The organism is Sorangium sp. So ce119 (genome assembly GCF_051524405.1).
GTDB lineage: Bacteria > Myxococcota_A > Polyangia > Polyangiales > Polyangiaceae > Sorangium > Sorangium cellulosum_G.
In genome coordinates this window covers 10,730,760-10,744,224 of sequence record NZ_CP150310.1, presented here as the reverse complement: position 1 = coordinate 10,744,224, position 13,465 = coordinate 10,730,760, and the positions used below count along the sequence as shown (strand labels likewise).

The 13,465-nt window shown below is 70.2% G+C and carries 13 protein-coding genes; 7 read left to right on the top strand and 6 right to left on the bottom strand.

Annotation, left to right across the window (positions count from 1 at the left end; translation table 11 throughout):
• Positions 1-482 precede the first annotated feature (482 nt).
• The gene (locus WME76_RS40670) at positions 483-896 is read left to right on the top strand and encodes an LIC_13387 family protein (protein WP_437957532.1); all 414 of its coding nucleotides are present in this window, start codon (positions 483-485) and stop codon (positions 894-896) included.
• A gap of 526 nt (positions 897-1,422) precedes the next feature.
• Here WME76_RS40670 and WME76_RS40665 read toward each other — a convergent pair.
• Positions 1,423-1,572 (bottom strand): DUF433 domain-containing protein, encoded by a 150-nt coding sequence (locus tag WME76_RS40665; protein ID WP_437957531.1) that lies wholly within the window; start codon positions 1,570-1,572, stop codon positions 1,423-1,425.
• A gap of 68 nt (positions 1,573-1,640) precedes the next feature.
• Between WME76_RS40665 and WME76_RS40660 the strand changes: the two genes are divergently transcribed.
• Positions 1,641-1,850 (top strand): addiction module protein, encoded by a 210-nt coding sequence (locus WME76_RS40660; protein WP_437962216.1) that lies wholly within the window; start codon positions 1,641-1,643, stop codon positions 1,848-1,850.
• A gap of 277 nt (positions 1,851-2,127) precedes the next feature.
• On the opposite strand, the gene WME76_RS40655 is transcribed toward WME76_RS40660, so the two are convergent.
• The gene (locus tag WME76_RS40655) at positions 2,128-3,084 is read right to left on the bottom strand and encodes a FecR domain-containing protein (RefSeq protein ID WP_437957530.1); all 957 of its coding nucleotides are present in this window, start codon (positions 3,082-3,084) and stop codon (positions 2,128-2,130) included.
• A 1,201-nt stretch (positions 3,085-4,285) separates the two neighbouring features.
• Here WME76_RS40655 and WME76_RS40650 point away from each other — a divergent pair.
• Both WME76_RS40650 and WME76_RS40645 read left to right on the top strand, forming a co-directional pair.
• Positions 4,286-4,615 carry an RNA recognition motif domain-containing protein gene (locus WME76_RS40650; RefSeq protein ID WP_437957529.1) on the top strand — a complete coding sequence of 110 codons (330 nt, stop codon included), beginning with the start codon at positions 4,286-4,288 and terminating at the stop codon, positions 4,613-4,615.
• Positions 4,616-4,942: 327 nt separating this feature from the next.
• On the top strand, positions 4,943-5,125 hold the full coding sequence (locus WME76_RS40645) for a hypothetical protein (RefSeq protein WP_437957528.1): 183 nt from the start codon (positions 4,943-4,945) through the stop codon (positions 5,123-5,125).
• Between the two features lie 243 nt (positions 5,126-5,368).
• Here WME76_RS40645 and WME76_RS40640 read toward each other — a convergent pair whose 3' ends face one another.
• The gene (locus tag WME76_RS40640; protein WP_437957527.1) at positions 5,369-6,160 is read right to left on the bottom strand and encodes a helix-turn-helix domain-containing protein; all 792 of its coding nucleotides are present in this window, start codon (positions 6,158-6,160) and stop codon (positions 5,369-5,371) included.
• Positions 6,161-6,258: 98 nt separating this feature from the next.
• On the opposite strand from WME76_RS40640, the gene WME76_RS40635 reads away from it, so the two are divergent.
• The 3 genes from WME76_RS40635 to WME76_RS40625 all read left to right on the top strand — a co-directional run bounded on the left by WME76_RS40635 (position 6,259) and on the right by WME76_RS40625 (position 8,513).
• Positions 6,259-7,086 carry an NAD-dependent epimerase/dehydratase family protein gene (locus tag WME76_RS40635; protein WP_437957526.1) on the top strand — a complete coding sequence of 276 codons (828 nt, stop codon included), beginning with the start codon at positions 6,259-6,261 and terminating at the stop codon, positions 7,084-7,086.
• 32 nt (positions 7,087-7,118) lie between these two features.
• Positions 7,119-7,256: a hypothetical protein gene (locus WME76_RS40630; protein ID WP_437957525.1), complete on the top strand. Its 138-nt coding sequence runs from the start codon at positions 7,119-7,121 to the stop codon at positions 7,254-7,256.
• Positions 7,257-7,640: 384 nt separating this feature from the next.
• Positions 7,641-8,513 (top strand): formate/nitrite transporter family protein, encoded by an 873-nt coding sequence (locus tag WME76_RS40625; RefSeq protein WP_437957524.1) that lies wholly within the window; start codon positions 7,641-7,643, stop codon positions 8,511-8,513.
• Between the two features lie 57 nt (positions 8,514-8,570).
• Here the strand turns inward: WME76_RS40625 and WME76_RS40620 are convergent, their stop codons facing one another.
• The 3 genes from WME76_RS40620 to WME76_RS40610 all read right to left on the bottom strand — a co-directional run bounded on the left by WME76_RS40620 (position 8,571) and on the right by WME76_RS40610 (position 13,438).
• Complete coding sequence (locus WME76_RS40620) at positions 8,571-10,184, bottom strand: spherulation-specific family 4 protein (RefSeq protein WP_437957523.1); 1,614 nt, start codon at positions 10,182-10,184, stop codon at positions 8,571-8,573.
• A 297-nt stretch (positions 10,185-10,481) separates the two neighbouring features.
• Positions 10,482-12,083 carry a hypothetical protein gene (locus tag WME76_RS40615; protein ID WP_437957522.1) on the bottom strand — a complete coding sequence of 534 codons (1,602 nt, stop codon included), beginning with the start codon at positions 12,081-12,083 and terminating at the stop codon, positions 10,482-10,484.
• Entirely contained in the window at positions 12,080-13,438 is a 1,359-nt protein-coding gene (locus WME76_RS40610) for a BamA/TamA family outer membrane protein (RefSeq protein WP_437957521.1), read from the bottom strand. Before WME76_RS40610 ends, WME76_RS40615 begins: the two co-directional genes overlap by 4 nt.
• Between the last annotated feature and the right edge of the window lie 27 nt (positions 13,439-13,465).

Genomic DNA, 13,465 nt, shown 5'->3' with positions numbered 1-13,465 from the left:
GGCGGCCAGCGACGCCGGCTGGGAAGCGGACCCCCTGTGCGGCAGGCGAAGAAACCTCGTCAAGCCTTGTCTGTGCCTGACGACTTGCCAATCTGCTGCAGACGCCCGCCCGCAGCGAGGAAGGGCGCACGTCAGCAGCATTGGCCTGTCATACCAAGAGCCGTCAGATCAACGGGTCGGTTCAGGCCGACGAACGCGAATCTTGGTGTCCGTTGCAACCACGAAGCACCCGGCCCAGCGCTCGACGTGCTCTGTCCGGAACGAGGGCCGAATGGTTCATGGCGGCGGTGTCCGGATCGCGGGTAGTGAGCTGATGCCAGACGACGCCCGCGGAGGATTCGGCTGAGCTGTCGGTCACGGCGACGATCGCACCGGAGACCGTCCGGTGCCATATTGAAATCTCCAGGGCCGTGCTCTAGCTCCAAGCGGCAGCATGTGGAGCGCACCCGCCGGGGACCGGCGGCAAAGAAACGAGGGCTGTCATGAGGTGCCGTGCACAGGTGCTGTTTCAGGTGGGCGCGTGGGCGTGGGTCGTCACCGGGATCGGGCACCTCGCGATCGCCGCGCTGCTGCTCGGTCGCCCCGCGCCGCCCGCCGCGGAGACCGCGGTCCTGGACGCGATGCGGGCGCACCGGATGACCATGATGGGGCTGTCGCGCGACCTGCTCGGCCTCTTCAGGGGGTTCAGCGTGGCCATGGGCCTGGTGCTCGCGCTGCACGGCGCCGTCTGCGTGCTCGCCGCGCCCGCCCTCGCCGCGCTCCCTGCTGTCGTGGCGCTGAACGCGGCGGTGTCGCTGGCGCTGCTGGCCATCGCCATCCGCGCGTTTCCGCCGCCGCCGATCGTGACCATGCTGGTCGCGACGGCGTGCTTCGGCGCGGCGCTCGTGGTGCGCTGAGCGTGCGGGCGAAGATAGCCCATAGCCCATCGCAGTCGCCACGAGCGGCCCATCGGACGAACCGTTGCGGCATCGCTCGCTCAGGTTGCGGCGGACCGCGCCGCCATCGCGAGGCGGCAGCCCGCAGGCTGGGGCGTGAACGCGGTCCCTTCGGCGCAGCGCCTCCGGCTACCCGTCCGCCGCGCCCCCTCCAGGCGCCCCAGGCGCCACATGCGGCGCTCGCTGCGGTCGACGACCATGGCGATGGGTGGGCGGTTACGGCAAGCCTATGTCCCTGGCCTGCTCGGTGTCAGGATGGGCTCTACCGAACGGATACGGCGTTCGTACCGTTCTTCGGCCCGCACATGACGTACGGCGGCTGAACAGCGCTTGCAGCGGACGATCTTGCGCTCGCCGCCGAAGCGCCGGCACCACAGGCTCACAGCGCGCACCCCTGCAGGAACCCGCTGGCAATCGGTAACGGCGGACATGGTCCTCCGCTCCGCCGCAGAGTTTCAGAGCTGGCTCGCTCGCACGTCGTCCGCGGTCAGGGTCGGGCAGTCGCTGAGGATACCTCGATCGAGTCGCCGTCCGACAGGCTGGCGAGCAGCGTGCCGAGCGTGACCCGCGTCCCCTTGATGACCGGCTCGCCCCCGCAGACGAGAGGATCTCGCACGATTCGGTCGCGGTGGTCCATGACATGAACTCCACCACGATTTCGGCTCGACTTCAGCGGTCTCTGCTGCCGCCCCCAACCTTCCCGAGCTGGGAGCCGAAGCCCTGAAGCTCCCCGTCACGGAGCGCGCACGTCTCGCAGAGACGCTTCTGAGAAGCCTGGATGAGCTCTCCGAGGAGGAGCACAGGCGCCTCTGGACCGAGGAAGCGACGCGCCGGGACGCGGCGCTTGACGCAGATCCGTCCCGGGGGCGACCGGCCGAGGACGTCTTTCGTGACACCCGCGCGCGGCTCCGGTGACGCTCCCGGTCGTCTTTCACGAGCTGGCTGAGGTCGAGCCGAACGAGACCGCCACCTCCTACGCTCGGGCACGTCCTGGCCTTGGCGACGCCTTCGTCGCCTAGGTTCACTGCCCTGGCTGCGTCACCGCTCGCGGGGAGGGCCGTGGAGAGCCTGGAGAGGACGTACCCCCCTTGCCATCGCATCAACACGGTGGCGGGCTGCCCGGAAGCGGCCGTCAGGTCAGCCCCCGCTGCCACAGCGCCCGCGCGGCTCACGTCATGAAACGCATTCCACGCTAATGGTTCTGTGCGGACAGCGAGGCGTCCGCCGGGGCCTCGGGCGGGTCGCGCGGGGCGCTCGACGCGCCCGCCGCGGCCTCGTTGCGGGCGGGCTGGTCCCGATCGGCCCCTTGCGACTCGGCCGCTCGCGGCGGCGCCTGCGCGTCGCCCGCCGGCGGCGCCACCCCGGGCTCCGCGCCGCGGGACGACCACGTCTCGCCCCGGCCGACGACGCGCTCGACCGCGCCGTGGCGCACGGCGACCCGCCCCTCCACCACCGAGACGCGGGTCTCTGCAGGCTCGCCCGCCGGGCCGACCAGCCGCTCGACCGAGAAGCGCGTGCCGTGGACCGTGATGGTGGTGTCCGGGGTGCGGACCGTCAGCGTCATGCCCGCCGCGAGCGGCGGCACCGCGACCGAGACCCGGCCGCGCTCCAGGGCGACGACGTCGTCGGAGCGGTCCTGCCCGGCGCCCGTCGACGTGAACCTCACGCGGGTCGAAGGCCCGATCTCGATCGTCGCGCCCGTCGCCAGCGACGCGCTCGCCGTCGCCTGCTCGCCGGTCCGCAGCTCGTCCTCGCTCGCGAGCGGTACCAAGGCGAGCGACGGCGGCGAGCGCGTCGCGCCGCCGGAGGCAATCTCGACCGAGCCCTGGAGGGCGGTCACCCGCGCGGTCGGGGGGGCCGGAGGGCGCGCCCGAAGCACGACGACCTCGCTGAGGACGACCGCGGCCAGCACCGCGGCGAGCGTGATCGCGGGGCCGCGGAGAGGCGGCCGTCGGGCGGCGCGGGCACCCCGCTCCGCGGCCTCGGCGGCGAGCTGATCGATGCGGGAGGCGACGCGCCGCTGGAGGTGCATCTCCTGCGCCCAGGACAGGGGCGGCACCGGCTGCGCCAGCAGCGCCTGCAGGAGCGCCGCCACCTCGAATGTCGCGGCCGTGCTCGCCGCGGCGGGGTGAACGTCGCCGCGCTTCATCGCAGTTCCTGCGGTCGAGCGGCGTCGGGAGGATCTCCTCGTCGGTGGCCGGCGCGGGTTGTTCGGTGCCGGGGACGGAGAGGAGCCGGAGCCGGGGGCTCGCTGGTCGAGGCACGCTCGACGGTTTCCATGCACCCTCCTGTAGCCGGTCGGCCTGAAACCAGGCTGGCCGGCGTGTCTTTCGGGCGCTTCTTCGTCGAGCGCCGCGAAGCCACCCGCGGAGCGTGGATGAAGAGGAACCAGAGCAACGAGACCTGTCCGGGCAGCGCGCTCAGCGCCGACATGCACGTCGTGGCGACGCTCCCCGAGTCTCCTCGACCAGCGCAGGCGCCGAAGCTCTGGGAGCACATGTTGCCCGCGAAGAGCACCGAGCGCGGTGACGGCTGGCGCACCGACGCCTCGTCCCCCCAGCGCAGATCCCCCGGCAGGAGGAGCAACTGCCGCCCTCTTCCGGGTCCGCACAACGCTTATGCGGCACACGGCTCGATGCGAGAGCGCGAAGCGCCAGGATGGAGCGCCGAGGTCCCCCGCGTCAGGCGTGGCTCGCGATGAAGCGGGCCGTCGCCTCGGGCGACGAGAGGATCGCCCGCCGGAAGGTCTTCCCTCACACCTGGCGAGCAGCACAATGCAGCCCTCGATCCGGCCAAGGTGTGACCTGGGCGGCGCGCGCGACGCGCGTCGCGTGACGGACCGCCGGGGAAGGGGAGCTGCGACAGACGGATGGGTTCGTCGAGGTCGCGCGTAGAGTTCGCTAGCCTGTTCGCGGACAGCCGCCTCGCACGGTCTCCGGCCGCGCTGCCCGCCGCGTCGGGGCGGGATCGTCGGCGGGCTGCGCTGGGGCACGGCGGCCGGCTCATCGCTGACGAGCCTGCGCGGCGCTGCGCGGTCCCTCCCCGCTGAGGTCGCAGGTTCGCCGCGAACCGCTGCAGGGGGAAACGAAAAAGATGCTGTACCGCTTGCGTATCGCGTTGTAGCGGAGTAAAGTCCCGCTTCCTCACGACGTCACTGGCTCTCGACACGATGCTTTCTCTCTCCCTTTCATGAGGGAGGCTATTGCTCGCGCGGATGACTGGACGACGCACCGTGTGCTTGCGCAGGTTTCGCTGCGCGGCACCTTACCGTTCGATCCGTAACGGCTTCATCGAATGGCAGGCGGAAGAGCGCTCGTGAGCGCATCTGTAAGCCGTGAAAGCAACGTGTCATGGGTAATCGTCTTTACGTCGGCAATCTTTCGTACAACACCTCGCGCGAGTCCCTCGAGGCCGCGTTCGCCGGCAGCGGTGAGGTCCGGGAGGTCGCGATGCCGACCGACCGTGAGACCGGCCAGCCGCGCGGGTTCGCGTTCGTCACGATGGGCTCGGCCCAGGCGGCGAACAGCGCGATCTCGCAGCTCAACGGCATGATGCTCGATGGGCGCTCGCTCAAGGTGAACGAGGCGCAGGAGCGCCCGGCCGGCGGCGGCGGCGGCGGCGGCCGCAGCTTCGGCGGTGGCGGCGGGCGCGGCGGCGGCGGCGGCCGCGATCGTTACTGATCGATCCGTTCGTTCGGTCGACATAGGGCGGCGGACCCCCGAAGGTCCGCCGCTTTTTTTTTCGGGCTTATCGATGGATCTCGCGGGTGAGCCAGTCGCCGGATTCCGGCAGATCGCCGAGCGCGTGGCAGAGGGCGACCTTGCGTCCTCGCACGTCCGGGATCGATGGGTTTTTCCGGCGAGGATTCACGCTTGTTGTCGAGTCCCTCCGTGGACCGTGAGCGGATGCGCTTCGTGCACCGGACCGGTCCAGGTGGAGCTCCCGACGACCGCGGAGCTCGCGTCAACCAACACGCCCGTCCAGGGGCGTCCTGAGATGGAGTCATCATGCAACGACAGACCGCGTTGAAGCGACAGAAAGAGCGCGCTCGTATCGAGAAGCAGCGCGAGAAGACGGCGAACCGCCTCGAGCGGCGCAATGACAAGGCGTCGAACGTCGCCCTGGCGCCCGGAGAAGATCCGGATCTCGCGGGCATCGTCCCGGGACCTCAGCCGCAGATAGTCGATTGAGGCCCGCGGCCGAGGGGAGCCTGCCGGCCGAGGGCGACGTCACCTCCGAGGTCCATTCACCCGGTCGACGAGGGAGACCACGAAGGCGGCGTGGTGGACGACTCGGCCTCAGTCGGCAAAGGCGCTGTTGGTGCTGAGGAGCAACAGTCTCTGCGCGTCGTACGGCGGGTGACGACCGTCCTCGGGTCTTCACCTGGATCGCGCGGGCGCGATGATGGCCGAAGAGCTCGCAGCGATGCGCGGTTAGCCGATCGAAGGCGCGGCGCGGAGCTCGTGGAGGAGGGCGCGCGGCGTCGCGCCGGCAATGGCGCGGAACTCGGCGATCAAGTGCGCCTGGTCGTAGTAGCCCGCGGCGGCGGCGATGGTCGCCCAGCCGGCGCCGTCATCCTCGCGCGCGGCACGTAGCGCGCGATCGAAGCGCGCGAGCTTGGCGAACGCCTTCGGGCCGACCCCGACCGCATCGCGGAACACGCGGCGGAGGTGGCGCTCGCTCACGCCGAGATCGTCAGCGATGGCACTCACGTGGCTCGACTCGTCGTCGCGGAGCTTGTTGGCGGCGACGAGCGCGAGCGGAGCGACCGCGCGTCGCGCTTCCGAAGCCCTCGCGAGGCGCTCGGCGATGGCCCGATCGACGATCGCCGCAGCCTCGAGCGCGTCACGCGCGCCGGCGAGCCGATCGAAGACACGTCGCGTCGCTTCGTCACCCCACAGATCCACGAACGCCACGACGCGGCCGGCGAGCGCCGATGCCGGCACGCCGAGCACCGCCTCCGAAGCGCCGATGCGAAGCCGCGCCGTCACCGTGCGGCGGACGCCGCGCAGGACCTTTCGACGCACCCGGTGCCGCGCGCCGAGCGCATGCGCGTCGAGCCCGCGTGGCGCCGCCGGCCCGAAGCGGAAGATCAGGTCGATCTCGGGGCGCGGGATCAAGAGGTGCGGCGCGTCGCCGGTGCGCTCGTTCACGAACAGCGCCTCGACGGCCGGCGCAGTCGACGCGCTCGGCGCGAGGCGATGGCGGCAGGTGCTCGCGTGCATGACCGGAGGATGAACGCGCGCGCCGATCGCGCAAGCCCGCGCGAGACGTTGTCCGCTTCTTCCAATTCCCCCCTGCGCGCGTCGCTAGCGTCGTGGTCATGAAGATCCTCGTCACCGGAGCGACCGGAAAGGTCGGAAGCCGTCTCGCAAAGCGCCTCGCCCGCCGGGGCGATCACGTCCGCGCCCTCGTGCGCGATCCGGACCGCGCCGCCGAGCTGCGCGAGCACCAGGTCGAGATCGTGAAGGGCGATCTCCTCGACGAAGCCTCGCTCGCGCCCGCGGTGCGCGGCATCGACGCGGTCGTCCACTGCGCCGCCTTCTTCCGCGGCGCCACCCCCGAGCAAGCGCACACCGTCAACGACCTCGGCACGCAACGACTCGCGGCCGCCGCCCGCGCCGCGAACGTGCACCGCTTCGTCTTCACCAGCACCGGGTTGGTCTACGGACCGAACGGCGGCCGCCTCGCCCGCGAGGACGACGACTGCGCGCCGCCACCGGGCTACCCCGCGAGCAAGCTCGCCGCCGAACGCGCGCTCCTCGCCCTCGAGGCCCTCGATATGCGCATCCTCCGCCTCCCCTTCGTCTACGGCGACGGTGATCCGCACATCGAGGAAGCGATCCCGATGATGCGCGGCTGGCCGCCGTCGCAGCGCATGGCCTTGATTCATCACGCCGACGTCGCGCAGGCGGTCGCGCGCGTGCTCGACACCGCGTCGCCTTCGCACCGCATCTACAACGTGGTCGACGACGAAGCCCCCGACCTCGCCACCGTCTTCGCGTCGGTCGGCGCCCCACCGCCCGACGGCTCGGCCGGCGAAGCGGCCCGCGCCTTCGACATGCTCCTCGACGGCCGCCGCATCCGAGAAGATCTCGGCTTCAAGCCCGAGTTCCCGCGCCTCCAGGACGCGATCGCCGCGGGCGCGTGATGTTCTTTGGTCGTCCAGGCAGGCGGACGCGCGTGCCTCGACACGCGCGTCATCGACCACAGTCGGGCACCACCTGCCGGCCGCTGCCGATGCAGCCGTTCCTCGAGAAGCTGGTGGACGGCTTCGTCGCGGCCTACGGGCACAGCGAGGGGCGCAAGGCGCAGGTGTGAGCGGGCGCGACCGGGCGCCGCCCGGCCACCGTGCCCACCAGGGTCCCCGCCGGGCACCGGGTCACGGTCTTCATCCACCCCAGCTTCGGGCGCGAGGCGCGCGTCTTCACCTCGGACACGGATCTCGTGGCCGCGGGCTTCGACACACCCTCTCGAGCCTCGATAAATCGCAGTTCGATCATCGACGGAAACAAGGACGAAACGCAGCCTCATTTACATTCCACGGCACGTCGAGGGAGCTCGATCGCTCCGGCACACGCCGGGGCGATCCGCTCGCGCTGCCGCCCAGGCCGCGCCGACCAGCGCGGCGCGGCCAGCCAGGGGCGGGCGCGCCAAGCTCGAGTCCTTTCGCCAGCCACGTCTTCACGGAGGAATGCCAAGCTTATGTCCTATCTGGCGCCGGCAGAATTTGTCACCAAGATGGTCGACGCGGGCGAGTCCAAGGTCCTCATGTCGACCCGGGACACGTTGATCCGAGCCTACATGGCCGGCGCGCTGCTCGCGCTCGCCGCCGTCTTCGCGGTGATGGTCACCCAGCAGACGGGCTACCCGATCATCGGCGCGATGCTGTTCCCGGTCGGCTTCTGCATGCTGTACCTGCTGGGCTTCGATCTGCTCACGGGTGTGTTCGTGCTGTCGCCGCTGGCGCTGATCGATCGCCGCAACGGCGTCACCCTGGGCGGCGTCCTGCGCAACTGGGGCCTTGTCTTCGCGGGCAACTTCGCCGGCGCCGTCACCGTCGCCGTGATGATGGCGATCGTCTTCACCTTCGGCTTCTCCACGGAGCCGAACGCCGTCGGCAAGGCCATCTCCGGCATCGGCGAGGCGCGCACGCTCGGCTACAAGGAGTATGGCGCCGCCGGCATGCTGACGCTCTTCGTGCGCGGCGTGCTCTGCAACTGGATGGTCTCGACCGGCGTGGTCGGCGCGATGATCTCCAATACCGTCGGCGGCAAGGTGACGGCGATGTGGATGCCCATCATGCTGTTCTTCGCGATGACGTTCGAGCACTCCGTGGTGAACATGTTCCTGTTCCCGTCGGCCATGCTCATGGGCGGCAACTTCTCGGTCATGGACTACATCGTGTGGAACGAGATCCCGACCGTCGTCGGCAACATGCTCGGCGGCATCACCTTCACGGGCCTCACCCTGTACGCCACCCACCTCAAGACCGCCCCCAAGCTCGTCCCCGCCGCCAGGAAGGCGCGCGAGCTCCCCGCCGAGCCGCTCCGCGCCACCACCAGCTCCGCCGCCTGACGCGCCCGCGAGGCCGATCCTCGACCACGCGTGATACCGCGCCGCGGCGGCGCCGCCTCAGCAGCCATTGCTCAGCGAGACGGTGAGCGTCTCGCTGTAGGCGTCGGGTGAGCCGCCCTGGAACACCACCACCTGCGTGGTGGCCGCCCCGGTGAACGCGCTGATCGGCACCTCCCAGACAACCATATCGTCCGTCGTCGAGACCAGCGGCGAGACCCCGCTCACCAGGACCCACGCCCACCCGGGCCCGGTGTGCCGGTAAAGCCAGCCGTTCTCGATCATGTAATCGATACCGGCGGGCTGCCCCGGAGGAAGGTCGTACCCGGTGGTGGTGTCGCTGTCGCTGTTGATGAACACGCGACGATAAGCGAATGGATCCACGTACGTGGCCTGGTATCTCGCCACCGAGTCGCTCAGGCACGAGGACGGGCTCAGGATCGGCGCCGCGGCCGCCGCAGGGGTGGCCACGGACAGCGGGCAGCTGAGGTCGCTCGCGTTGCCCGCCGCGTCCCAGGCCTTCACCTGGAATGTGTAGCTCGTGGACGGCAGCAGGCCGGTCACCGTCATCTCGTTGTCGTACGTCGTCCCGATCGAGACACCGTCCTGGAACACCTCATAGCCGGCCGTCGCGACGTCATCCCAGGGGTTGTTCCAGGTCACTGTCACGCGCGCCGTCGAGGTGCCTGACGCGGCCGTCGCGTCGAGGCCGTCCGGCGGATCGGGCGCCAGGGTGTCGTCGACGCCGGCCGCCTCGACCAGCTCGGCGTCCCAGTACGGCGGGAGGGTATCCCAGGGAACGCCGACCACGGTGCCGGCAGCGTCGACGACGATCCGGTCGTCGGTGGCGTACACGTAGCCGGCGTTCTGCTGCTTGCTGCGCGCGACGACCTCGGCCATCGCCGCCTCGTCCGGCACGTCGTAGATGAGGTGCCAGAACTTGTCGGGGCTCGCGCTCTCGAGCTGCCACCGAGCCGTCGGGAAGTCGTCGCGCATGTACGCGGCGTAGCTGCCCTCGAACGTGACGATCGTGTCGGCGATATCCTCGTAACACGACTCCACCGGAATGCCGGGATTGAGGATGAGGTACGCCCCGGGGTAGTTGTTGCTGATGTAGTCGCTGACGGCCGCGTACAGGTCCACGTAGAGGTCCGGGGCGCCCTCGGTGCCGCACGTGGAGACGACCTGATCCAGGAAGATGCCGTCGACGCCGTACGCGCCGTAGAGCGCGTACCAGTCGTCGATGTCTTGCTGGATCTGCGCCGTCCAGTCGGCGACCGAGCTGCCGCCGCCGCCCGGGCCGTCCGGCCTGGTGGCGTGCGGCGCCACCGGCGGGAAGCCGAAGCCGTAATAGCCGCTGTCCACGTACACGAGGGCCAGGGCGCCCGCGTCGTGAATCTCTTCGATCGCCTCGGCCCATGCCTGGTTGAACGGCGCCTCTGGCTTCGACGCGCTCCCGTTGATGACGACGACGTCGCTCGTCGGGACATTCTGCGCGAGCCGCGCGAACATCTCGGCTCCGCCTGCGGTGTCCGGCCCCCAGTAGGCCGGTATCGCCGTGCGCTGGTGAGTCGCCTCGTTCGGCGCGGCCCCGGCGGGCGCCGGCGCCAGCAGCGCCGCTCCGGCGAGCCCGGCCACGGCCGCGCCCAGGGGCGTCCTGTACTTCCAGGTCATATCAACCCTCTCGAATAGAAGAAAGTGGACGGAGGATGATCACAGGGCTCCCGGAGCTTCGCCAGGGAGTGATCCAGCGATACGTATTCCCGGAGGCTAACGGCAAAACCTGCTGGGTCAAGCGCTCGACGAGGGGAGACCCCTGCGCGCGCCGCGATCGCGAGCGGCCGAGAGCCATGTTTTCGCCGGAGAAGAGGGCGCCCGCAGGTGGTATTTTGAAGTAGTGTAAAGCCGCGATCAGGGACGAGCTGGAGCGACCCCTCCGGCCAATCGAGCACGAGACGATCAGCCGGCCGCTCAGATCTCGTACCGGATCACGCCGAGGATACGCGCCCTGGGGCCGCCCTTGAAGTGGAGCTGCATCGCGCGCCGCACATCGCGGCCGCGACGCGTCCGCAAACGATAGACGGTGTACCGGTCGTGCTCGGGTATCGCGAGGCACGCGGCCCCGTTTGCGGTCACCGTGGCGCTGTCGAGCACCTCGTCGTGGTCGCCGAGCCGCTCCACCACGCCGCCCGTCGCCAGCCCGTAGCGCACGCCGAGGTCGACGCCGCAGACGGCGCCTGGGCGGATCGTCAGCTCGTCGAACGGCGTGACCGCCTCCAGGTACGCCGACCCCACCTTGCGCTGGCGCCGGATCAACGTCTCGACCAGGTACCTCGCTGCCTCGGGGTGGCTGAGCCTCCCTGCGGCGACCGCGGCCTCGATGTGCTTCCGCTCGAAGCGCATCGTGATCTTGGCCGCCCAGTAGCCGTCCGACGCGTCGGTCTCGAAGAACGGGAAGTATGGATACGCCTCTCTCCACGCGCGCGGGTCGAAGTCGTCGGCAGCAAAGGTGCCTATCGACAGCCACGGCGTCCGTATCCGCCCTTCCCACGGTCGCTTCCACAGGCCGAAGGCGACGAGCGCCTTGCCCTGGTTCTCCCAATCCAGGAAGTGCTCGAAGCCGTCCTCGCTGCGGTCTTTCTCTCCGGCGTGTCCGCCGAGCGCTTCACCGAAGTCGACCAGGTAATGACGCAGGTATCTGCGACCGCCGTCCTCGACGTACATGTCGAGCGTGTTGTCCTGCTTCATGTCGGTGTGGCCGAGCCACGCAGAGAACACCCGCAGCCCCCGCAGCTCGCGGCGGTGCTCGTGCGGGATCCGGTCGTTCGGGTCGTCGCCGCGGACGCCCTCGGGAGAGCAGCCGCCCTTCGGCTTGCCCGGCAAGAGCTCGCTCGAGAGCGCCCGATAAGCCCCGTCCGGCAGGCGCGGCGAGGTCGCGAGCACCGCGTCGAGCTCGCGGGTCGTGAACGGGTGCTTCTCGCCGAGAGCGTCCGTGAACGTCGAGCCGTCGGCGATCATGAGCTCTTCGCGCCGCAGCGTGAACACGTTGTCGGACGGCACGTTGTACCCCATCGCCCAGAACAGCCGCACCACGATGGCGTCGCTGCCGGTCTGCATCTCCGGGTTCTCGTGGCGGTCGAACTTGATGAGGAACTTCTTCTTCTTCGCGTCCTCCACGAGGAAGCCCGCGTTGCCCCCGCCCACCTTCGCGCCCGTGATCGTGAGCGGGGGCTCGGGCGGCGCGCCGCCGGCGCCGCGGGCGACCTCCTCGGCGCTGACGTCGCGCCGGCCGATGCGGTTCTGAAACCAGGTCGAGTCGGGCGCCTCGTCGAGCGCGTTCGTGCTGTGCGCCGGCTCGTGGTCGCGCAGCTCCATCGCGCGCTCGAGGCGCCGCAACGCGAAGACGTCGGCGAAATACTGCAGCTTCAGGTACTCGTTCTCCTCGGGCTCGGCGATGCTCCGCGCGTCGTCGACCTTCCACACGATCGGCTGGTCCTTGAAGCGCGGGGCGTAGGCGCACCCCGCGAGCAGCGCCGTCAAGGCGACGATCCCGGCACGATGATGAAGGCTCATAGCTGCTCGCCTCTCCTCGCGAACGCGCGCAGCGGGTCGGTCGTGAAGTAGACGTTCACCCCGTCGCCGTAGGCGATGTCGAGGGTGAACAGGACGTCGGTCTTCGAGCGCACGATGAACCCCCCGCCGCCGCCGAGCCGGAAGTCCTCGAGGGAGAAGAGGCTCGCGTACGTCGGCGCGACGCGCCCCGCGTCGATGAACAGCGATCCGGCGACGTACTCGTGGATCGGATAATGGTACTCGGCGGTCGCGACCGCGGCCGTGCGGTCGCGGAAGCGATCGAGCGAGTAGCCGCGAAGGCGGCTCGGCCCGCCGAGCCGGGGCAGCTCCGCGAACGGGATCTCGTCGTCGTCGCCCGCCACCGCCTCGTGGACGCCCCGGAGCACGAGCACGCGCGTGCGGCCGAACAGGTCGATGTAGCCGGTGAGCTCGGCGCCTACGTGGGCGAATCGAGCCAGGGACTGGGGCACGACGCCTCCCCCGAGCAGCTCGAGATAGACGCCGCTGCCCGTGGCCCCCTCCTGATCGCGCGTGTCGACGATGACGTTCGCGTCGAGCTCGACGGTCCTCGTGCCGCCGTCGAAGCCGGGGATCCTCGACGTGTCGTACACCTCGCCGATGCCGTGCTCGCCTGACTCGAGCTCGCCGGCCCGCGCGTCGCTGAAGAGGCGGTGGTTCAGGATGCCTGTCACCCCGAGCTTCGTCAGCCCGCCCGGACGGCCGATGGCGTAGCCGAAGCGCGCCAGCGCCAGCATGCGCGTCTGGCGAAAGCGCGTCTCGACCGCTGCGTCGCGCGGCCCGAGGCCGCTTCCATCCGAGGCTCCGGGGGCGTCTCCGAACCCCTGGAAGAGCAGCCGCGGCTGGATCTCGAAGCGAACGAGGCTCTCGATCCAGAAGCGGCTGCCGAGCACGTGCTCGGCGTCGAAGACGAGCTGGTAAGCCTGCACGTAACGGCCGCCGAAGCGGGCGTCGAACGACACGCTCTCGTCGTGGCCGCCCACGTCGTCATGAAATGCCTTGAAGCCGAACGACGGTCCGAGGTCGGTCTGATACGAGATGACGGGGACGACGCCGCCGGTGCGCTCATCGTTGTAGAGCACGTCCTCGGCGTGCTCTATCACATGATGCCGCTCGATGAGCCGAAGCCCGCTCTGGATCGGCCAGAACAGGACCTTGAGCGCCATGCGGGGGACGAACAGCAGCCCGCGCGGCACGAACAGCCCGACGTCCTCGGGCTCGTAGGCCGGAGGCGGCTTCTCCCAGCCGCGCGCCTCGTCCGCCGGCGGCGCCGCGGCAGGCGCCGACTCCTGCGCCCGAGCCTGTCCCGGCGGCAGAGCGAAGCTCGCCGCGAGCACACATGAAGGCGCTCGCGCCGCCAACCA

What these genes read in the sequence shown, in the direction of transcription:
- WME76_RS40670 (WP_437957532.1), top strand. Translation starts at nt 483, where the DNA reads ATGAGGTGCCGTGCACAGGTGCTGTTTCAGGTGGGCGCGTGGGCGTGG.
- WME76_RS40665 (WP_437957531.1), bottom strand. Translation starts at nt 1,572, where the DNA reads ATGGACCACCGCGACCGAATCGTGCGAGATCCTCTCGTCTGCGGGGGC.
- WME76_RS40655 (WP_437957530.1), bottom strand. Translation starts at nt 3,084, where the DNA reads ATGAAGCGCGGCGACGTTCACCCCGCCGCGGCGAGCACGGCCGCGACA.
- WME76_RS40650 (WP_437957529.1), top strand. Translation starts at nt 4,286, where the DNA reads ATGGGTAATCGTCTTTACGTCGGCAATCTTTCGTACAACACCTCGCGC.
- WME76_RS40645 (WP_437957528.1), top strand. Translation starts at nt 4,943, where the DNA reads ATGCAACGACAGACCGCGTTGAAGCGACAGAAAGAGCGCGCTCGTATC.
- WME76_RS40640 (WP_437957527.1), bottom strand. Translation starts at nt 6,160, where the DNA reads ATGCACGCGAGCACCTGCCGCCATCGCCTCGCGCCGAGCGCGTCGACT.
- WME76_RS40635 (WP_437957526.1), top strand. Translation starts at nt 6,259, where the DNA reads ATGAAGATCCTCGTCACCGGAGCGACCGGAAAGGTCGGAAGCCGTCTC.
- WME76_RS40625 (WP_437957524.1), top strand. Translation starts at nt 7,641, where the DNA reads ATGTCCTATCTGGCGCCGGCAGAATTTGTCACCAAGATGGTCGACGCG.
- WME76_RS40620 (WP_437957523.1), bottom strand. Translation starts at nt 10,184, where the DNA reads ATGACCTGGAAGTACAGGACGCCCCTGGGCGCGGCCGTGGCCGGGCTC.
- WME76_RS40615 (WP_437957522.1), bottom strand. Translation starts at nt 12,083, where the DNA reads ATGAGCCTTCATCATCGTGCCGGGATCGTCGCCTTGACGGCGCTGCTC.